Source organism: Vibrio sp. 10N.247.310.17 (genome assembly GCF_041466605.1).
GTDB classification, from domain to species: domain Bacteria; phylum Pseudomonadota; class Gammaproteobacteria; order Enterobacterales; family Vibrionaceae; genus Vibrio; species Vibrio tasmaniensis_A.
In genome coordinates this window covers 134,278-155,445 of record NZ_JBFSTC010000001.1, presented here as the reverse complement: position 1 = coordinate 155,445, position 21,168 = coordinate 134,278, and the positions used below count along the sequence as shown (strand labels likewise).

Sequence of the window (21,168 nt, the reverse complement as noted above, 5' to 3'; positions counted from 1 at the left end):
TTAGCTAACCTACTAGCAAAATACTTATCAATGAGTACACTGGATGAGCCGTACAGAAGAGCTGTGCGGCTTTCTATTTTAAAGTTAAGAAGCTAAGTTTTTCAGATACTAGGTTAAGAAACTAAGTTAACGAGCTTAGCGAACAAGCAAAGGAATTAAAAGCATGAGCAAGCCCATCGTATTGAGTGGTGTTCAACCATCTGGTGAACTAAGTATCGGTAACTACTTGGGTGCTCTACGTCAATGGCAACAGATGCAAGATGATTACGATTGCCAATACTGTGTTGTAGACCTTCACGCAATTACGGTTCGCCAAGATCCGAAAGCTCTGCATGAAGCGACTCTAGACGCATTAGCAATCTGTCTTGCTGTCGGTGTTGATCCAAAGAAGAGCACGCTATTTGTTCAGTCACACGTACCAGAGCATGCTCAACTTGGTTGGCTTCTTAACTGTTACACACAAATGGGTGAGCTGAGCCGTATGACTCAGTTTAAAGATAAGTCTGCACGTCACTCAAACGACGTAAACGTAGGCCTATACGACTACCCAGTGCTGATGGCTGCAGACATCCTGCTTTACGGTGCTCACCAAGTGCCAGTAGGTAGCGACCAGAAACAACACTTAGAGCTAGCGCGTGATATCGCAAATCGCTTTAACAACATCTACGGCCCTGAAACGCCAATCTTCCAAGTGCCAGAACCTTACATTCCAACAGTGAATGCACGTGTAATGAGCCTGCAAGATGCGACTAAGAAGATGTCTAAGTCGGATGACAATCGTAAGAACGTGATTACTCTGCTAGAAGAGCCTAAGTCGATCATCAAGAAGATCAACAAAGCGCAAACGGATGCAGAAACACCACCACGTATTGCTCACGATTGGGAAAACAAAGCGGGTATCTCTAACCTAATGGGTCTGTACTCTGCAGCGACGGGTAAAACGTTCGAAGAGATCGAAGCGCAATACCAAGGCGTTGAAATGTACGGTCCGTTCAAGAAAGATGTAGCAGACGCGGTTACCTCTATGTTAGAGCCTATCCAGGCTGAGTATAAGCGTGTGCGCGCGGATCAAGATTATTTGAATTTTGTCATGCATACAGGTAAAAATAAAGCTAGTGCAAGAGCTAGGAAAACGTTACTCAAAGCTTATGACGCTGTTGGTTTTGTTGAGCGGCAGGGGCTAACTAATAGCAATAAGTCAATCTGGAAAGAGAGAGGGTTCATTAAGTAACTTATCGAGAGTATGCTGCAGTAACACTGAAAAAAGCATACGAAGCAGTCGGTTTTGTTACTCGCCCGTAGGGTGAGCTAAAGCCACTCGTTTCAGAATTTAAGCCCAAAGTAGACGCTGTTTACTTTGGGCTTTTTAGTACCCGTTCCATTTACTCCCCCAGTAAATCTCTTGTTTGAATTGATGATTTAAGCATTATCTCGCTAACATATTCATAATATTAATGCTGTGCAGACGATCCTATTCCCTCTCCTTAGGGTTTATAAAATCTTGCTTGTTTCTATTTGTGTTGGAAATACATAACGTGCCAAACAATTGATGATTATTAAGTGATAAGTTCCTCATTTTCTTGCTAACTGACTTATTCCTTTCATAAATAAACCTGATAGTTACCACAAAATACATGACTGCCCATAGACGGCAGTAACTATAAATCGATGAACTCAGGTGAAACGGATGGCTCTTTTACACAAACCTTCATTGCTAGCAGTGGCAATTGGTAGCTTGCTAACAGCAAGTGCACACGCTGATTTGTTTATTTCACAATATGTGGAAGGCGGCAGCCACAACAAAGCGGTTGAGATTGCTAATAACGGCGATAGCAGCATAAATTTAGATGGTTACTCGCTGGCGAAGTCTGCGAATGGCAACGGCTCATGGGGCGCCACTTTACCTTTAGATGGCCACGTTTTAGCGCCTGATGAGGTACTTGTTGTCGCTCATACGCGGTGTTTTTCAAGGTAGTTGTCATCATTTGCTTGCTTATTAAGCAGCTTCTCTTTCTGGATTTAAGTGAACGTCACCAACAGGTTCACAGTTTCTGATATCACCTGGCCAGCGTTCAGGGTTTAGCTCTTTCGCAGTGAGTAATACCTCCGCTCGGCGCTTCAAGATCTCTTTATCTTTTCCATTGTGACGCTCTGAAGGCGTGACGTAATTCAGCTTACTGTGCTTGTGCTCGGTGTTGTACCAGCGTACGAAGGCTTCAACCCAACTTCGACTACTGTCGATTGTTTCAAAGCCCTTTGTTGGCCAGCTTGGCATGTACTTTACCGTGCGGAACAATGACTCAACATACGGGTTATCATCACTGACTCTTGGGCGACTATACGATGAAGTAATACCTAACTCTTCCATTTTAGCTTTGAACGTCAACGACTTCATCGGCGCACCATTATCTGAGTGAAGAACCAGAGCTTGATTGAAGCACTGCTCTCGCATCAACGTTCGTTGCAGAAGTTGTGACGCCAGCTCACCGCATTCATGCTCATACACCTCATAACCCACGATTTTTCGACTGTAGATATCCTCGATGACATACAGGTAATAGTGTTGGCCTCGAACTTTTGAAGGTAAGTAAGTGATATCCCATGTATAGACTTGGTTCGAATCTGTAGCTGTGTAACTTGTTGGTTTCGCACGCTTCTGCCTACTTCTTTGACGACCTCGTTTGTTTAGTTGCCCCTGTGCACTCAGTATCCGATAGTAACTTGACTCAGAGGCGATATACTCACCTCTATCAAGCAGTGTCGGGACGATTTGAGTCGGAGGTAAGCTTGCGAACTCAGAGCGGTTACACACCTCAATAATCGCATCACGCTCTTGTTGAGATAGCTTGTTCGCAGGCTCAGTTCTACCGCATATCGGCCTTTTGTCAGCTTGAACTTCACCTTGCTGATACCAGCGACGATACGTTCTCAAGTCAATTTGAACTTCATGGCAAGCTGGCTCTAAACGGCATCCGTATTGCCTCGCTTCAAGGATAAGAGTCACTATGATTTGCCTTTCATCGGTTGAGGTTAGTCGTCCTCTGGCTCTTCCCCGTAAAAGGCTCTCAGCTTTTTTCTTAGTACCAAGAGGGCGGCCGTTTCAGCGAGCGCTTTTTCTTTGAGTCGTAAATCTTTCTTCAATTCTTTGATTTCAAGTTTGTCAGCTTTAGCCTGTTTTTTGGCTTGTGCTTCACTCTCTTTGTTCGACATGACTCCTTGAACAAACTCATTCCGCCAAGTCTGTACTTGCTCAGGGTACAAGCCCTTCTCTCGACAATATTGGCTGAGTTCACTTTCGGTCATCGAGTAAGTCTCGGCAACAATGGCGAGTTTAGTTTGAGCAGACCACTGCTCTGATGAAGTGTTGTTATTTGGCACGGCGGCTCCTGAACCTCTGAGTTGCTGCCGCCAATGATACAGGGTCGCAGTGCTAATTCCTTCCTCTTCCGATACTTCTTTCACTGACATCGAATAGGGAGGCAACAGCTTCTTTAATATAGCTTCTTTTCTTTCTACTGAGATACGAGACACAATTACTCTTTATCGCCCAAACTGGTTAAATTTTAACAGTGACAACTACCCTGCCAGATAGGGCATATAGCTCATTGCCAACACCGACATCTTCTCTTCTTAACCAATCCATTGCACCAAAGTAGCTTACCAATGATTTTTGTGACTTATTTACATTGGGGCTGATTTTCGTTTGCTTCAAATCATAAAGGTATTCCAATGATTCTTCTGATACCTCGTTACGAAACTCTTCAGATTCCAATGCATAAGTAAGAATCGTCATCAGCCCAATAAGAGGACTATAGCCACCGTGATTATTTAACTCATCCATACGATAAGTTTCAAATTCTTTCAGAACCTTATAGCGATTTTTAATCTCATACTGGTTTAACCATGAAACAAAGTGTCTTGCAGTACTGGCAAATTTAGCTTTTGCTGATTTGGCGGCATCTTTGTCAAATAAAACATAATTGTATGCTGCCACTATCGCCATGTACAATATGGCTTTATCAGGGTTCTTCGTGTCCGTAATAGCAATGGTATGTTCAATAAAACCTCCAATCTTGGGAACAAAAAGAGACGTCGCTGAAAGCGGGTGACAAAAAGACGTTGCGGGTTGACTCTTCTTATAGTCATCCTTTATCCTTTTTTCTATTTCCGAGCTAGTTAGCTGTTTTTTATCATCTACCTGTAAATCAGCCATTAACCACCTCCTTCAATAATCGCTCACGGTGTCCACATGCATGGATGTAGATTTTTGTCGTCTGATTGCTATACCTTCCATCTACTTTATGACCAAGCCTCCGTGCGGTTTCAATATAAACTCTTGACTCTGTAGTGATAGATTCATAATTCTTCTTAGCTTTTTGACACTCTTCAAAGAAGATATCTGTACCAAAAGAGTGTCTAAGATTGTGGTATACCAGTCCGTCCTCTAATGCTTGACAGTGTGAATAAGCTTCTGGGTTATTCAGCATTTCAACCCGAACCTTTCCTATAATCTTCGAGTAAATTTTAGTCCCATAGGCTTTTGAAATAACCTGACCTTTAGAGTTATTATTGGAATTAGAAACAAGAAGATGTTTAGAGTCACTATCAGGCCGTTCAGTTTCATAATATCGTTTCATCAGGAGAAGAAGGGATTTGGGGATATAAAGAGAACGAGAAACTTTGTACTTTGTATATAAAGAGGATAAGTGATATTCAAACTCCTGCCTCTCTGGATTACCATTAAGCTCTTTAAACAAGCTAAGTATTCCTTTATGCTTCTTTTTGTTCACTTCAAAGTCATGCAAAAGAAACCCTTGATTCTCCATGGTTCTGCAACCTAGCTCTCCGCCATTTCGTAAAACAATTTCTTCCAGTAATGAGTTGGCGTGGCGGTATAGTAATTCTCTTGTGGCAGGCAAGTGGTATTTAATAACTGAGTTTGATTTATTATTTGCTCTTGCTAATTCTCGGTACTCAGAGTAAATGCTTATTTTCTTATAACTATTACCAAAGAAGTAAGTTAGCCAGTTATAATAACTGGTTAGAGTAAATACAGATCGATCAACAACAAGCTCACTTTTACCCATTAGTTCAATTAGATGATCATTAATATATTCATTGATATGTTCTGAAGGTAATGCTGTGTGGTTCGTCAATGTAACTAGAGAGTGCTCATTTTCTTCTACCCACTCCAAAAACAGACCGAGTTGGTTTCCTCTAACATACTGAGCATCAGAGCCAATTTCTCTCTCTTCAAAAAAGTGTTCCGGTAAACCTGTTTTTAAACTTCTCTTGCTTTTTAGTTCAACAGACAGACCCAGTAAGGTAGTGTAGCGAGAGTACAGGTTAGGAAGCAGGATTGGTAAATCATCGTCATAAAGATAAATCCAATGCTGATTATGGATAGTGTCATTTATTCTTTGCATACATTATCTACCTTGAATTACCGCCCTATATTAAAAGGTAGTAGTTGATAACTGCACTTACAAATTTCACTTCAAGTTAGAACTGTAAAGTTTAAAAACAGTCCATATCAACGTGGATTATCTTTCTTACTTTCTCTTCACTCGCACTACACATCTAGGAATAACCCAACCTTACAACTGTATTTATAAACAGTATAATCAATTATTCTCAGATTTAAAATGATCTGGAGCCCAGCTAAATAGCTTTAACTTCATTAGCCACTTACTATTCTGATAGTATTGTTAGAGAGTATTTAACCTATAAGTAGGGATAACTTTTGAGTGATAAAATACTAGTAGTCGAAGATAGTCGTGCATTCAGAAACTACCTGTACCAGCAATTTAAAAATGATGGCTATGAGGTTGCGCTGGCTGAATCAGTGGCTGAAGCTAAAGCTATCTTAGAACAAGATACGGATTTCTTGTGCGCGGTGCTCGATTACTGCTTACCCGATGGTCAAGATGGCGAGATCATTGATTTGGTACTCGGCTATCAACAAAAAATCATAGTCCTAACCGGCATGTTCAACAACACACTTCGAGAACAAGTACTCGCGAAGGGTGTGATTGATTACATCCTCAAAGACAGCATGTCATCAGTCAGTTATTTGCTTCCTCTGGTTAATCGAATCTCAAATAACCGATATCATAAAGCCTTGGTTGTTGATGATTCTGCTGTGGTTCGTCGATATGTAGTGCAACTTCTTGAGCACCAATATATTCAAACGATTCAAGCGGAAGATGGCGAACAAGCACTAGAGCTTCTCCAAAACGACCCCGACATCACTTTCGTCGTTACCGATCATGACATGCCAAACAAAGATGGCATTTCGATGACCCGTGACATTCGAGTACACCATGATCGTAATCAACTCGCTATTCTTGGGCTATCTGGCAGTGACGACCGAACCATGACAGCTCGTTTCCTTAAGGCTGGTGCCAACGACTTCCTTTACAAGCCATTTAACCAAGAAGAGTTTTTCTGCCGTATTCATCAGCTACTCGATATGAAAGAGGCCACCAATGAACTATTTCGTCATGCAAATGAAGATGCTCTGACCGGGCTTTGGAACCGTCGTTATCTATTCAATCAAACATGTAAAGGCTGCGAACATCGCAGCATCGCCATGATGGATATAGACTTCTTTAAAAAGGTGAATGATACCTACGGTCATGATGGTGGCGATGCAGTACTCATTGAGGTCGGAAAGATCATCAAAAATCATTTTAAAGATGATGTCGCCGTTCGTTTCGGCGGTGAAGAGTTCTGCATTCAATCGTGCAGACCATTTGAAGAATTTGTCGACACGCTAGAATCAATGAGGATTGCGATACAAAACCAAGAAGTTATTCATGACTCACAACGGATTAAAGTCAGCATAAGTATCGGGTTAAGCGACTTAGTTGGCAGTTTGGATGAGCAAATAAAAGCCGCGGACGAACTGCTTTATACGGCAAAAGAACAAGGTAGGAACCAACTGGTCTTTACGCGTAATAACATGCAAATCGACCACTAGAAATTCGTTTTTGTTTCCGTTTCAGCATTCCAAAATAGACAGTTCACTCAAACAAAAAAAGCTCAAGACGATAATCTTGAGCTTCTTATTCTAAGGGCATAGATAACTCTATTCCCCTATGACTGTCACCAATTAAGCGATACGGTCTTTACTCCAAGCCGCTTCTTTTTGTTGACGTTCTGCCAATTTCTCTTCACGGTATGCTTCACGTGCTTCACGTTTTTTACGCGCATCACAAGGTTCAGGGCAGTTACATACTTTATCAATACCAACAGCACCTAAGCCACCACAGCTACCTTTCACAACTTTCTTTTGGATAATATAGCCAATTGACATCGCTGCGATTACTGCAAGAAAAACACCAAATGTAATCAGAAATGTATTCATAATTATCTCGCTTACCTTATTTACCTAAGTATGGCTTAAATGCTTCTGAAGCAATTTCTTTAAAGCCATCAGCTGTTTTTACCACCATGAACACTGGGATGTTATGTTGGTTTGCGACTTCCAGTCCTTTTTCTTCACCTAAGACCATAAGGCCAGTAGATAAACCGTCTGCAGTCATTGAAGACGGATTTAAAACGGTTACAGAAACCACTTTATGATGAAGCGGCTTACCTGTTTCTGGGTTGATGATGTGTGAATAACGAACACCATCACGCTCAAAATAGTTTCGGTAGTCGCCAGACGTTGCGATCGCCATATCACCAGGCTCGATGATCTCTTGAATGTTGCGCTCGTCAACACTTGGCTTCTCGATGGCGATACGCCAACCCACACTTTCACGGTTTAAGCCCTTCAAACGGATTTCACCGCCCACTTCTACCATGTAGTTATGAATGCCAATTGAATCGAGGTAGTCAGCAACGACATCCACGCCCCAACCTTTTGCAATGGTCGAAAGGTCAACATACAAGTTAGGCAAATCTTTGCTTAGCTTATTACCTTCAACGCTTAAGTGGTGAATACCAACCTTAGCCTTACGAGCCGCAAGCTCTTCGTCTGATGGAACCACTTCAGGACGCGCTTCTGGACCAAAACCCCACAAGTTAACTAATGGACCAACCGTCACATCCAACGCACCTTCAGTAAGACCGTTCAAACGAATCGCTTCTTTCACAACGATAGCGGTTTGTTCAGACACTTCGAATGCGTCCGCACCTTTGTGTTGGTTGAAACGGCTCAGCTCTGAATCTTCACGGTAAGTCGACATTTGATCATTTACTTCTTCAAGTAGACGATCGATCTCGGTATGAACTTCTTTAGACTCAGGAAATTCATCGCCATTGATGTACTTAATGTTATAACTGGTCCCCATTGTCGGACCACTTAAATGTACTTGCTCTCTTGCCTGCTCACAGCCCGCAAGAAAAATTAAAGAAGTTAATGCAACAAGCCAAATTCTCACTTGCTTACTCCTGTCTAATGTTGAGGATTTATATAAGGAAAAATAAGAGTGAAAAATAGGTATTTTAAATGCCTTACTCTTTCTTATATAAGCCAGTTTGTTGTCACGAGTAGTCTTAGAAAAACAAATGGCTGACTCGTAAGAGTCAGCCATAATATCAATCACTTAAATGGATTAACCACCGAAGTCATCTAGTAGGATGTTTTCATCTTCTACACCAAGATCTTTCAGCATGCCGATCACAGCCGCGTTCATCATTGGTGGACCACACATGTAGTACTCACAGTCTTCAGGAGCTTCGTGATCCTTCAGGTAGTTTTCGTACAATACGTTGTGGATGAAACCAGTGTAACCGTCCCAGTTGTCCTCAGGTTGAGGATCAGACAGAGCACAATGCCACACGAAGTTTTCGTTTGCAGCCGCTAGGCCGTCGAAGTCTTCAATGTAGAACATCTCACGCTTAGAACGAGCACCGTACCAGTAAGACATCTTACGAGTAGAGTTAAGACGCTTAAGTTGGTCGAAGATATGTGAACGCATTGGCGCCATACCTGCACCACCACCGATGAATACCATTTCATTGTCTGTGTCTTTAGCAAAGAACTCACCAAATGGACCAGAAATAGTACATTTGTCGCCTTCTTTAAGAGACCAGATGTATGAAGACATCACACCAGGAGCTACGTCAGGGTTGTTTGGCGGCGGAGTTGCGATACGCACGTTAAGCTTGATGATGCCTTTCTCTTCTGGGTATGAAGCCATAGAGTAAGCACGGATCGAATGCTCTTTAACGATAGACTCGTAACGGAACAAGTTGAACTTATCCCAGTCACCACGGTATTCCTCAGGAATATCGTAATCTGCGTATTTCACGTGATGTGGTTCAGCTTCAATCTGAATGTAACCACCCGCGCGGAACGGAACTTCTTCACCTTCAGGGATAGCTAGAGCCAATTCTTTGATGAAAGTAGCTTCGTTATCGTTAGAGATAACAGTACATTCCCACTTCTTCACACCAAAGATATCTTCGTCTAGTTCAATCTCCATGTCAGTTTTCATAGCAACTTGACATGCAAGACGTTCGCCTTCGCGAGCTTCACCTTTTGTGATGTGATCAAGTTCAGTTGGAAGGATGTCGCCACCACCAGACTTAACTTTTACACGACACTGACCACAAGAGCCACCGCCACCACAAGCAGAAGATACGAAGATACCAGCGCCAGCTAGGGCACCAAGTAGCTTGCTACCAGGCTGAGTAACGATCGCCTTTTCAGGGTCGCCGTTTACAGCAATAGTGATGTCACCTGATGGTACTAGCTTAGACTTAGCGAAAAGAATCACTAGTACTAGAGCCAATACAATAATGGTAAACATCGCTACGCCAAGAATAATGCTTTGCATTTGTTATTCCTTATTACTGGGTGCTTACCCTACAGTTGAACACCAGAGAAAGACATAAAGCCTAACGCCATCAGACCAACAGTAATGAACGTGATACCAAGGCCACGAAGACCTGGAGGTACGTCAGAGTACTTCATCTTCTCACGGATACCCGCAAGAGCAACGATAGCTAACATCCAACCCACACCAGAACCGAAGCCGTAAACAACAGATTCAGCAAAGTTGTAGTCACGAGTTACCATGAAAGATACACCACCAAAGATTGCACAGTTAACTGTGATCAGTGGAAGGAAGATACCTAGTGCGTTGTACAAAGGTGGGAAGAAACGGTCTAAAACCATCTCTAGGATTTGTACAAGTGCCGCGATAACACCGATGAATGCGATGAAGTTAAGGAAACTTAAATCGACACCTTCAACAAGCGCGTTTTCTTTCAGGATGTGTGTGTAAACAAGGTTGTTTACAGGAACAGCAATTGTAAGTACTACAACTACCGCAACACCAAGACCAAAAGAAGTTTTAACTTTCTTAGATACCGCTAGGAACGTACACATACCTAGGAAGAAAGAAAGCGCCATGTTTTCGATGAAAATCGATTTAACTAGCAGACTAATATAATGTTCCATGACTACCTTACCCCTTCGCTTCTACTTGTTCTGGTTTGAACACACGAATTGCCCAAATCAAGAAACCAATTAGGAAGAATGCTGAAGGTGCTAGAAGCATCAAGCCGTTTGGCTGATACCAACCACCGTTGCTCACTAGAGGTAGTACTTCCATACCAAATAGTTTGCCAGAGCCTAGAAGCTCACGGAAGAAACCAACAGTGATAAGAACGAAACCGTAACCAAGACCGTTACCAAGACCGTCGATAAACGATGGGATTGGCGCAGACTTCATTGCGAATGCTTCAGCACGACCCATTACAATACAGTTAGTAATGATTAGGCCAACGAATACAGATAGCTGTTTAGAGATATCGTATAGGTATGCTTTAAGCACTTGGTCTACCACGATTACTAATGATGCGATAATTGCCATCTGAACGATGATACGCACACTGTTAGGAATGTGGTTACGGATTAAAGAAACGAAGAAGTTAGACAGAGCAGTAACGAACATTACCGCGATAGTCATAACAAATGCTGTTTCTAGCTTAGTGGTTACCGCAAGAGCAGAACACACACCAAGAACCTGTAGCGCGATTGGGTTGTTATCCAACACAGGCGCTAAGATGCTCTTTTTAATTTCTTTTGCACTAGACATTAGTTCAGACCTCCGTCACGAACTTTTGCTAGGAACGGACCAAAGCCCATATCACCTAACCAGAAGTCAAATGTATGTTGAACACCAACGCTAGTCAGTGTTGCACCAGAAAGGCCATCTACACCGTGCTCAGAACCTTGAGGAGCGCCACCTTTAACAACCTGAATAGCAGGTTTGTGGTTTTCGTCGAATAATTTCTTACCAACGAATTGAGCGCGCCAAGTTGGGTTCTCAACTTCACCACCAAGTCCAGGAGTTTCACCTTGCTCGTAGTAAGTGATACCAGAAACTGTGTTGCCATCAGTCTCTACTGCAACGAATGCGTACATCATTGACCATAGACCGTTACCGTGAACAGGGATGATAACTTTAGAAGTTTCAGCGCCATCTTTCACTAGGTATACAGTACCCGTGTTAGCACGACGAATGATCTTAGCGATGTCATTTTCAGCTGAAAGCTTGATTGACTGAGCTGGATCTTTTGCCGCTTTACGTTGGTCATATGCAGCAGCATCGCCGTCAACGAAATCGCCAGTAGCGAAATCAACTAGACGAGGTTCGATGTTCTCTGCGTAGAGTGCTGGGATATCACCTGCAAGCTCAATACCCGCAACTTCAAGGATCTTAGTTTGCTGATCCAGAACTGCGTTAGCTTGCTGCTTAGGTTTAAGAACAACTGCAGCTGTTGAAACGATGATTGAGCACACTAGGCTCAATGCGATAACAACAAACAGCGTCTTTTTAATGCTATCGTTATTACTTGCCATAGCGCGCTAGTCTCCGCTTAATGTTCTTCTCGATTACAACGTGGTCAAACAGAGGAGCAAATAGGTTTGCGAATAGAATCGCAAGCATCATGCCTTCTGGGTATGCAGGGTTAACTACACGAATCATTACACACATTGCGCCGATTAGGATGCCGTACCACCACTTACCTTTATTGGTAAATGAAGCTGATACTGGGTCAGTCGCCATGAAGAACATACCGAATGCGAAACCACCTAGAACTAGGTGCCAATGCCAAGGCATGCTAAACATTGCGTTAGTATCAGAACCGATCACGTTGAACAGTGTAGACACAGCAATCATACCGATCATTACACCAGCAATGATGCGCCATGAAGCGATACGCATGTAAACGATCATCGCTGCACCGATCATAAGTGCTAGAGTTGATACTTCACCGATAGAACCTGGGATGTTACCAATGAATGCGTCCATCCAAGTGATTGCTTCACCTGATGTCACGTTCATTAGTGCGCTACCGCCGCCTTGAGCCCATTGGCTAAGAGCAGTTGCACCAGAGAAACCATCTGCAGCAGTCCAAACTACGTCACCTGAAATCTGTGCAGGGTATGCAAAGAATAGGAACGCACGGCCAGCAAGTGCAGGGTTCAGGAAGTTACGACCCGTACCACCGAAGATCTCTTTCGCCACAACAACACCGAAGGTAATACCTAGTGCTGCTTGCCATAGAGGAAGCGTTGGCGGAACGATAAGCGCAAATAAGATAGAAGTAACAAAGAAACCTTCGTTTACTTCGTGCTTACGCACCATACAGAACAGAACTTCCCAGAAACCACCGACGATGAATACCGTTGCGTAGATAGGTAGGAAGTATGTCGCACCAAGTAGCATCTTGCTGCCAACACCAGCATCGGGCCCTAAGGAGGCTCCAAGCATTTCGGTTAGCCAGTAGTGCCAGTTACCATCGATAACAGAAACTAATTCAGCGCCTGCGTACATATGGTTAAGTGCCGCGATAGCTTGGCCACCCGCGTTGTACATACCCCAGAACATTGCTGGGAATACCGCGAACCAAACCATGATCATGATACGTTTTAAATCAACGCTATCACGAACGTGTGAGCTTTTCTTTGTGATAAGACCTGGCGTGTAAAACACTGTCGCAGCTGCTTCGTAAAGCGCAAACCACTTCTCGTGTTTACCACCTGGCTCAAAATGATGCTCGATGTCTTCAAGAAACTTTTTAAGGCCCATGAAAATTACCCTTCCTTCTCAATCGTATCTAGGCATTCACGAAGTAGTTGACCGTACTCGTACTTACCTGGACATACAAAGGTACACAATGCTACATCTTCTTCGTCTAGTTCTAGCGCACCAAGTGCTTGAGCACTATCAATGTCGCCTGCACATAGATCACGAAGCAGCAATGTAGGTTCCATATCTAGAGGCATTACGCGCTCGTAGTTACCAATTGGAACCATTGAGCGGTCACTACCGTTTGTCGTCGTTGTCATGTTGAACAACTGACCTTTAAACAGGTGACCAAGGAATGAACGAGTAACAGAGAACTTGTTCTTACCAGGCATAGCCCAGCCGAATAGCTCTTTATCACGACCTTCACGTAGAACAGAAACTTGTTGATGGTAACGACCAAGGAAAGCATGTGGACCTGTTGCTTCAGTACCCGTAAGTACAGAACCAGAAATCACACGAACTTCGCCTGGCATTAACTCGCTGTCTGTCAACTCTTCAAGGCTAGCACCAATTTGAGTACGAACTAGACGTGGGTTATTCACCACTGGACCAGCCAGAGAAACAACACGCTCAGAGTAAATCTCACCAGTAAGGAAAAGCTTACCGAATGCGATAACATCTTGGTAGTTAATGCTCCACGCTACATTTTGTGCATTTACCGGATATAGGTAATGCATATGCGTGCCTGCAAGACCTGCAGGGTGTGGGCCATCAAAAACATGTTCTTCAACGTTAGACTGAGCTGAACGAGGTAAGCTAGTACCTTTTTTACAAACGTACACTTTACCGTTAGTCAGAGTTGAAAGAAGATCTAAACCAGCAACGAAAGCATCAGACTGCTCGTTAATGATTAATTCTGGCTCAGCTGCTAGCGGATTAGTATCCATAGCAGTAACGAAAATAGCCTGAGTTTCAGAATCAACTGCTGGAACCTTGCTGAACGGACGAGTTCGCAAAGCGGTCCATGCGCCAGACTCAACTAACTGAGTTTTAACCGTTTCACGGTCAAGACTTACTAGTTGGTTAGCTTCATAGCTATTGAACGTGATTTGCTCATTGCCTGCTACTTCAATCACTACTGATTGAAGAACACGCTTAGCACCACGGTTCACTTCAATAACTTTACCGCTTGCTGGAGAAGTAAATACAACACCTGGGTTCTTTTTATCTGCAAAAAGAACTTGGCCTTTCTTCACTTCATCACCAACGCGAGCATGCATCGTAGGACGCATACCAACGTACTCTTCGCCAAGCAAGGCGACTTTAGTGATGGACTTACCATCATTAATCACCTGGGATGGAGTTCCTGCGATAGGAAGATCCAAACCCTTCTTTATTGTAATCATACGCACTTGCACTACTTTATCGGGAAAAAGATTCTTTTAATTGCGTAAATTCGGGACGTTTTAAAATCGCCCTTAGACACGACATTACAGTGTCCGGTTCTGGTAAATTCGAGATACCAAAATCGCAACATTACATTAATAAACCCATCACAAAGATTATGTGAGATTTATCAGGTGCCGTATTCTAGCATTTTTTGACAACTTGATGCCATGACCAATAACTTGAATACGGCCTTAATTTGGTGAGATTTGAAGCATATGGACTCTCAAATATGTATAAATTTGACGAGCCGCACAGATAAAATGGCTTTTGAATCGTGTTTTAAACAAGAGATTAATACTCTGTCACAAACTAATATTTTACGAGTTATGTTGAAACACTGTTAATAAAAACATTACTCATTGTGGGTATTTAAAGACGCCTAATTTGACATCAATTTGAGTGATATAAACCCTAAAAACACATCAGCCTGGCGATAAAAAAGGCAGCATCGCCACCTCTTCTATCAGTTAGTTTTATTACTTACCACCGCCCATACACATAGGGCTGTCTGGCACGTTATCGAGTTGCTTCATCCATTCATCTTTTGTATAAGTGTGAATAGATAGTGCGTGAATATTATTCGCTAGCTCTTCTGAAAGTGCTTTATTTACCGCTCGATGACGACCAATAAGGCGCAAGCCTTCAAACGCATCGCTGACAACAATCACTTTAAAATGACTCTCAGAACCAGCCGGAACATTGTGCATGTAGCTCTCATTGACCACGTTTAAATGACTTGGTGAAAACTCATTGTGCAATTTTGTTTCGATAACTTCTTGGATCATTATGATTCCTTAATAACGTATTGGCATTATCTGTGGGGGAAGTATAAACCCTAACTGGTCGACTGTCTGAGTATTTCATAACGAACGACTTAGGTTTGGTTGAGTTTTTTCTATCTTGTTCAGGCTGCATTTGAGACAATATCTTTGTTATTTCTTACATAAGTATCTCAAGCTATGAAAACCGAACTTACTCTTCTCGATAGAACTTTGACCTTACATCGTTTCCCCAACCGTTCAAATGAAACCCTTCAAGCTTGGGATGCGGGCGACGAATACATTATTAGTCACGTTGAAGAGATGAATCTGGAACCTGGCAAACACATCCTGATCATGAACGATAGCTTTGGTGCCCTGTCGGCATGGTTCTCTAAAGATCATGATGTCACCATGATGAGCGACTCGTTTATCTCTCATCGCGGTGCGCTAAAAAACTTGCAGCGCAATCAAAGTAACCGTGTGAACTTCCTGAATACGATGGATGATATCCCACACGGTATCGATCTTGTGATCATGCAACTACCGAAAACAAACCGTCATCTAGTATGGCAATTGAGCCAACTACGCCAAGCGTTGCCAGAAGGCTGCCAAGTCATCGGTGTAAACAAAGTAAAAGATATCCACACATCTACACTTAATATTTTCGAAAAGTACCTAGGTGAAACCAAAACTTCTCTAGCGAAGAAGAAACATCGCTTGGTTTTCTCTTCACCAAATTGTCAGCCGATTCAAACGGTCGAACCTTTTGTTGAATGGGATGTAGACGGTGAAGATATTCGCCTGAAAAATTTACCGAACGTTTACTCAGGCGAGGCACTCGATCAAGGTGCTCGCTATATGCTAGAGCACATCCCTCAAGATCCTGAACTGCGTCATATTATCGATCTAGGTTGTGGCAACGGTGTATTGAGTGTAAAAGCTGGGCAATTAAACCCACAAGCGCGTATCACCTGTGTTGATGAAAGCTTTATGGCAGTGGAATCAGCGCGCCAAAATATTAAGGATAACCTTGGCGAAGAAGGTAATTTCCAGTTCATCGCCAATAACTGTTTAGATGGTTTTAAGAAAAACAGCACTTACTTAGTTATGTGTAACCCTCCGTTCCACCAACAACAAGCGATTACAGATCACATTGCATGGCAAATGTTCTGTGATGCAAAGCATGTTCTTAGCAACGGAGGCAAATTAATTGTTATTGGTAACCGACACCTCGGATACGATGTCAAACTAGCAAGACTATTTGGTGAAGCAAACGTTGAAACGCTTGAACTGAACCAGAAATTTGAGATATTACAAGCAACAAGAGAACCTGCGAATTTTAATAAATAAGCAGAAACGACGTCACAAGAATTTAAGATACCGAGCTCCTGGTGTGAATTTAGAAAGGATAAAGGAATGAAAAAACTGATTTTGGCTGCTTCTATTTTGGCTTTGACAGCATGTTCAGCCCCTCAGAAAGAACAGATCAACGTAATGCCAGAAGCTTCACTAAGCTCAAGCAACCTTGTACAAGGCAAAACATACACACTAACCAGTAAAGATGTTCGTGCCGCTCAATATGTTGCATTGGTTGATAGTGGCCGTTCAAACATTCAGCCAATTCACGCTAAGCAAAACATGCGTATTTCTCTAGAAAACGCTATTGCTCAACAATTGGAGTCTCAAGGTTTTCGTGCAAGCGTTAACAGTGAAAACTCAATTGTTTTAGAGATTCAAGAAGCGCTTGTTACCGTCAAGCACACCATCATGGAAAACCAAATTGATGGTAAAGTAACTCTTGAAGTAACCGCTGAAACGCCTGAAGGCAAGCTAGTTAAGACATTCAATGGTACAGCAACTCGCACAGGTGCATTAAGTGCATCAAATGACGATATCGCAATGGTACTAAACGATGTTATCGACTTAGTTCTTAAAGAGATTGCCAATGACCAAGAGCTGCAAACTTACATGAAGGAACGTTTCTAATGGGGCGCATTCTATCTTCTATCGCATTGATGCTGGTGAGCGTGAGCGTTTGGGCTGGTCCTAAAGTGAACGTAGAAACAACATTAGGCGGCTTCACTATCGAGCTAAACCAAGAGCAAGCACCGGTTAGTGTTGATAACTTTCTGAAATATGTTGCAGACGGTAGCTACGAAGGCACTCAGTTTCACCGTGTGATCCCGGGCTTTATGGCTCAGGGTGGTGGCTTCGATCAAGATATGAAGCAATTAGCAACTTATGCGCCTATCAAAAATGAAGGCAGCAATGGCCTGAAGAATGATACTGCAACGATCGCAATGGCTCGCACCAATGCACCAGATTCTGCAACTCGCCAGTTCTTCATTAACTTTGCAGACAACGATTTCTTAAACGCGAAAGGCGGTAATCCTGGTTACGCTGTGTTTGGTAAAGTAACCGATGGTTTTGACGTTGTTCAGAAGATGGCAACAATTCCAACCAAGCGAATGGGCCGCATGTCAGACATTCCTGTCGACCCAATCGTCATCACTAAAGTGACCCTTCTTAAGTAATCCAATGTAACGCCCTTATTCTTAAGGGCGTTTTCTATACAAGGACGCCCCATGTCATCAGGCACCCCCTCTATTTCTTGGATGCAAACTTTCCGCAGCTACTTAGACAAACGTCTACTTTGGGTGTTTATGCTCGGTTGTTCGAGTGGCTTCCCATGGGTTCTGATTGGATCCAACATGTCTGGTTGGCTAAAAGATGCCGGTTTAACTCGTGCTGCGATCGGTTATTTCGGCAGTGTGTTTGCTGTCTATGCTATTAACTTTTTATGGGCACCGTTGGTAGACCGAGTCAAACTGCCAGTTTTACACGCGATATTAGGCCAACGACGCAGTTGGATATTCTTGTGCCAAAGCTTGGTATTGATCTGTACCCTGTTCATTGCTGGAGTAAACCCAGCCAATGACTTGATGTTCACCTCTATGCTTGCTCTCGGAATAGCTATCGCCTCAGCAACTCAAGATGTCGCAATAGATGCCTTCCGTATTGATTCATTTCCAAAATCGGAAGCATCAAAGTTGCCACAAGCATCCGCAATGGCCGTGATGGGATGGTGGACTGGCTATTCTCTTCCAGGTTATCTTGCTTTTATCAATGCTGACTCAATCGGTTGGAATGGTGTGTATTACGGCATGGCTGGTGTGGTTGTCGTGTTAATGCTGTTTACTCTTTTTGTCGGAGAACCCAATACACAACGTGAAGCATTACAAGAGCAAGCACAACAACGTCACAACAGAGTTGTGGGTTCAAAAGTCGTCGCTTGGTTCAGCGTTACAGTGCTAGAACCGTTTTATGATTTCTTCAAACGAAACGGAGTTCAAGTTGCCATCACCCTTCTACTGTTTGTGTTCCTATTTAAGATAGGTGAAGCCTTCTTGGGTAGAATGTCTATCACCTTCTATAAAGAGATAGGCTTTAGCAATGAACAGATTGGCCACTATTCTAAGTTAATCGGTTGGGGCGCGACGATATTCTTCACCTTGCTCGGCAGTATCTTCAATGTGAAATTCGGTATTGTACGCGGACTAATGATTGGTGGCATCGCAATGGCAGCCAGCAACCTAATGTTTGCGTGGATCGCTCAGGCAGGCCCTAGTGAAACTCTGTTCTTGGCAACTATCATTGTCGACAACTTCACAACCGCCTTTTCGACGGTAGCATTTGTCTCTTTCTTAACCTTACTGACTGGCCAAGCTTTCTCAGCGACGCAATATGCCTTATTAGCATCCTTAGGCAATTTCGGTAGAACAACACTGGCTTCATTCAGTGGCGAGCTCGTCGATTACCTCAATGATTGGTCAACCTTCTTTATACTGACGTCATTAATGGTGATTCCGAGTTTGATCATGCTCTATTCGTTACGCCACTTTTTCACTGATTTATTAGAAAAAGCGAAAAACAACCACGAATAAAAGAAAAAAAAAGCAAAAGAGAAGAGGGGAGCATTGAGCTACCCTTTTCTATTTTCTATTTTCTATTTTCTATTTTCTATTTGCAGACGCTTAACGGATTAATCTGTGGTTTCACTTACTATTAAGTTAAATCCCGTTCCCATCGAATCATCAATCGCCACTACTTGATACACAACACCGTTAACTAAGGTCGCAGGCGCGGAGTCAATAGCAACAGTAGATGGATCGCCAGCCACCGTAATCGTCACATAGTAAGTTCCCGCAGCTACATAAATACCATTCGCGAAATCTTTGAATTTCACATTACTCAACGCAGGAGTACTTCCAGAAATTCCCACGTTCTCGGTTAAATAAATATCAACCGAAGCTGCAATTGGATTAGCTGCAGCATGAGTAATGTTCAATACTGCACTGGTTGCAACAGAGCGTCGATTTTCTGGAACAACTAGCGCTTCCAAATTGAGAGGACTTACCGTCCCCACGGCATAGATGCTGTAATCCATTCCGGCAAACACCGCTAAACCGTCAACATCAATGAATGTTGGAGAGGTGGTTGCTGTTTCATAAATATCGATATCGTAACTGCCTGCCGCCAAATCTAAGAAGCCACGAACTTTTTTAAACATTAGAGCATCAAGAGGAGCAAACTTAGCCGAGTTTACAAACACATCCACAGAGGGTGCACTATCAACTAAATGCCCTACTCTCACTTCTGCAGATTCTGCCATGTCGTAAATTATAGATGAACTTTTGCCATCCATTACCATCAGCTTCACCGGAGACGTACTGGTTGAATCCGCTCTTGGCACGGCTGCAATGGTCAGCTCGCTACCAGCAGGGAGAGTGATCTCTCCTGAATCAAACGCGATAGCACTTCCACTCACGGTTTCTAATCTCACACGATATTGACCAGCAGGAATATTGAGCACATCGGTAAATCCTTTGTATCCCAAAGTTCCAATCGGTGCGCCTAGAGGATCATTCGGTGCTGTAACGTATAGATTCACATCACCAACTCCAGTTGCCGCGTGAACAACTTGCACATCCAAACTCGAACTCGTCGCCGTGCCTGCTGCAGGTCGTGTCACAACGAGAGCCTCAACTGGGTTGTTGGAACCGTCAGCATCACCGACCACCATCACCGTGTAATCTAAATCACCGCTTAAATCGAACTGGCTTGGCGGAATCACTGTCGCCACACCATCTCCAGGGAGTTGAACATCGACCTGTAGAGTTGTCTGGCCTTGATTGACCGAGGTATATCCAGATGCCTGAGCATAATCAACCCCAGTCCAACGAGCCTGACTATTAACTAACACATTAGCTAGTGGAGCATCTGGCGATGCGTGAACAGCTTGCAGCTGGGTTGTTGGTTGATCGTCATCATTACACCCTACAATGAACAGGGCTGACAACGCTACAGCGAGTATAGGTGAATATTTCATTGGTCTTCTCTCCAAAAAGTTCGACCAGTTCGTCACACAGCAGATAAGCTCAAGAGCAGATCTTTAAATGTTGCCTCAAAATTGGTGCAATGAACGGTCTCAATATTGTCAGCGATGAAAAAACAACCAGAGTTAAAAGTCAGGTTAATCATCACATGAATTGTTCATCAATTGATTCAAACTTCAGTACGGAGTTGCTTGGAAATGGATCAAAGGCAGGATCGAAACGTTCGCTAAGTGAGGTGTTTTTTACGAGAAAACGCTTAGAAAGAAATACTGTTGATTTTGATATGCATGTCACGATTTTTGGTAGAATCGTTTGCTTAGAGCGGTATTTCACCAATTTATACACAAAATAATCGAATTTCACAAAATCAATAGAAGTAGGGATTCATCAAGATGCATAGCAACATTAAAGTTCCATCATTTAGATCGTTAGTGTGATCATGCTCACCATAATAATCATAGTTTTCACTCTGTCTCACTTTTATTTGAGAACAAAATCGCTATTATGCTCGGCATTCGGACATATAAACACGCACGGATTAGCGGGTTACTTATTTCAAACATA

General features: G+C 42.9%; 19 protein-coding genes and 1 pseudogene. 7 read left to right on the top strand and 13 right to left on the bottom strand.

Annotated elements, in window-relative coordinates; translation table 11 throughout:
• Positions 1-163: 163 nt before the first annotated feature.
• Together trpS and AB6D80_RS00680 are read left to right on the top strand one after the other, a co-directional pair.
• The gene (gene trpS, locus AB6D80_RS00685; RefSeq protein ID WP_372187529.1) at positions 164-1,231 is read left to right on the top strand and encodes a tryptophan--tRNA ligase; all 1,068 of its coding nucleotides are present in this window, start codon (positions 164-166) and stop codon (positions 1,229-1,231) included.
• 456 nt (positions 1,232-1,687) lie between these two features.
• A pseudogene (locus AB6D80_RS00680) lies at positions 1,688-1,957 on the top strand (lamin tail domain-containing protein); the annotation flags it as partial.
• 39 nt (positions 1,958-1,996) lie between these two features.
• Here the strand turns inward: AB6D80_RS00680 and AB6D80_RS00675 are convergent.
• The 3 genes from AB6D80_RS00675 to AB6D80_RS00665 form a co-directional block, all read right to left on the bottom strand.
• A protein-coding gene (locus AB6D80_RS00675; protein WP_372064626.1) for an IS3 family transposase occupies positions 1,997-3,531 on the bottom strand; the annotation gives its coding sequence in 2 pieces (ribosomal slippage) (positions 1,997-3,078 and positions 3,078-3,531; 1,536 coding nt in all).
• A gap of 25 nt (positions 3,532-3,556) precedes the next feature.
• Positions 3,557-4,213, bottom strand: coding sequence for a hypothetical protein (locus tag AB6D80_RS00670; RefSeq protein ID WP_372187527.1), 657 nt, complete (start codon positions 4,211-4,213; stop codon positions 3,557-3,559).
• Complete coding sequence (locus AB6D80_RS00665) at positions 4,206-5,426, bottom strand: site-specific integrase (RefSeq protein WP_102580013.1); 1,221 nt, start codon at positions 5,424-5,426, stop codon at positions 4,206-4,208. The genes AB6D80_RS00670 and AB6D80_RS00665 overlap by 8 nt, the downstream gene beginning before the upstream one ends.
• A 317-nt stretch (positions 5,427-5,743) precedes the next feature.
• Between AB6D80_RS00665 and AB6D80_RS00660 the strand changes: the two genes are divergently transcribed.
• Entirely contained in the window at positions 5,744-6,982 is a 1,239-nt protein-coding gene (locus AB6D80_RS00660; RefSeq protein ID WP_371702530.1) for a diguanylate cyclase, read from the top strand.
• Between the two features lie 132 nt (positions 6,983-7,114).
• Here the strand turns inward: AB6D80_RS00660 and nqrM are convergent, their stop codons facing one another.
• From nqrM to bolA, 9 genes are all read right to left on the bottom strand, one after another.
• Positions 7,115-7,369, bottom strand: a complete 255-nt coding sequence (gene nqrM / locus AB6D80_RS00655) for a (Na+)-NQR maturation NqrM (protein WP_009848378.1) — start codon at positions 7,367-7,369, stop codon at positions 7,115-7,117.
• A gap of 16 nt (positions 7,370-7,385) precedes the next feature.
• The gene (locus AB6D80_RS00650) at positions 7,386-8,390 is read right to left on the bottom strand and encodes an FAD:protein FMN transferase (RefSeq protein WP_065678549.1); all 1,005 of its coding nucleotides are present in this window, start codon (positions 8,388-8,390) and stop codon (positions 7,386-7,388) included.
• Between the two features lie 174 nt (positions 8,391-8,564).
• Positions 8,565-9,791 (bottom strand): NADH:ubiquinone reductase (Na(+)-transporting) subunit F, encoded by a 1,227-nt coding sequence (gene nqrF / locus AB6D80_RS00645; protein ID WP_009848376.1) that lies wholly within the window; start codon positions 9,789-9,791, stop codon positions 8,565-8,567.
• Positions 9,792-9,820: 29 nt separating this feature from the next.
• On the bottom strand, positions 9,821-10,417 hold the full coding sequence (nqrE, locus tag AB6D80_RS00640; RefSeq protein WP_009848375.1) for an NADH:ubiquinone reductase (Na(+)-transporting) subunit E: 597 nt from the start codon (positions 10,415-10,417) through the stop codon (positions 9,821-9,823).
• Positions 10,418-10,424: 7 nt separating this feature from the next.
• Entirely contained in the window at positions 10,425-11,057 is a 633-nt protein-coding gene (locus tag AB6D80_RS00635; RefSeq protein WP_004735210.1) for an NADH:ubiquinone reductase (Na(+)-transporting) subunit D, read from the bottom strand.
• A complete protein-coding gene (locus tag AB6D80_RS00630; protein WP_371702532.1) occupies positions 11,057-11,824 on the bottom strand; it encodes a Na(+)-translocating NADH-quinone reductase subunit C in 768 nt (255 codons plus the stop codon). The genes AB6D80_RS00635 and AB6D80_RS00630 overlap by 1 nt, the downstream gene beginning before the upstream one ends.
• Positions 11,814-13,058, bottom strand: a complete 1,245-nt coding sequence (locus AB6D80_RS00625; RefSeq protein ID WP_122054171.1) for an NADH:ubiquinone reductase (Na(+)-transporting) subunit B — start codon at positions 13,056-13,058, stop codon at positions 11,814-11,816. The genes AB6D80_RS00630 and AB6D80_RS00625 overlap by 11 nt, the downstream gene beginning before the upstream one ends.
• A 5-nt stretch (positions 13,059-13,063) precedes the next feature.
• Positions 13,064-14,404: a Na(+)-translocating NADH-quinone reductase subunit A gene (locus tag AB6D80_RS00620; RefSeq protein WP_009848371.1), complete on the bottom strand. Its 1,341-nt coding sequence runs from the start codon at positions 14,402-14,404 to the stop codon at positions 13,064-13,066.
• Between the two features lie 519 nt (positions 14,405-14,923).
• The gene (gene bolA / locus AB6D80_RS00615; protein ID WP_009848370.1) at positions 14,924-15,232 is read right to left on the bottom strand and encodes a transcriptional regulator BolA; all 309 of its coding nucleotides are present in this window, start codon (positions 15,230-15,232) and stop codon (positions 14,924-14,926) included.
• Between the two features lie 174 nt (positions 15,233-15,406).
• Here bolA and AB6D80_RS00610 point away from each other — a divergent pair, with 174 nt between their 5' ends.
• The 4 genes from AB6D80_RS00610 (at position 15,407) to AB6D80_RS00595 (ending at position 19,152) form a co-directional block, all read left to right on the top strand.
• A complete protein-coding gene (locus tag AB6D80_RS00610) occupies positions 15,407-16,558 on the top strand; it encodes a class I SAM-dependent methyltransferase (protein ID WP_012603366.1) in 1,152 nt (383 codons plus the stop codon).
• Between the two features lie 66 nt (positions 16,559-16,624).
• Complete coding sequence (locus tag AB6D80_RS00605) at positions 16,625-17,194, top strand: YajG family lipoprotein (protein WP_372187525.1); 570 nt, start codon at positions 16,625-16,627, stop codon at positions 17,192-17,194.
• A complete protein-coding gene (locus tag AB6D80_RS00600; protein ID WP_009848367.1) occupies positions 17,194-17,742 on the top strand; it encodes a peptidylprolyl isomerase in 549 nt (182 codons plus the stop codon). The genes AB6D80_RS00605 and AB6D80_RS00600 overlap by 1 nt, the downstream gene beginning before the upstream one ends.
• A 51-nt stretch (positions 17,743-17,793) precedes the next feature.
• Positions 17,794-19,152 (top strand): AmpG family muropeptide MFS transporter, encoded by a 1,359-nt coding sequence (locus tag AB6D80_RS00595; RefSeq protein ID WP_371702534.1) that lies wholly within the window; start codon positions 17,794-17,796, stop codon positions 19,150-19,152.
• A 98-nt stretch (positions 19,153-19,250) separates the two neighbouring features.
• Here the strand turns inward: AB6D80_RS00595 and AB6D80_RS00590 are convergent, their stop codons facing one another.
• Positions 19,251-20,597, bottom strand: a complete 1,347-nt coding sequence (locus tag AB6D80_RS00590; RefSeq protein ID WP_371702536.1) for a DUF4397 domain-containing protein — start codon at positions 20,595-20,597, stop codon at positions 19,251-19,253.
• Between the last annotated feature and the right edge of the window lie 571 nt (positions 20,598-21,168).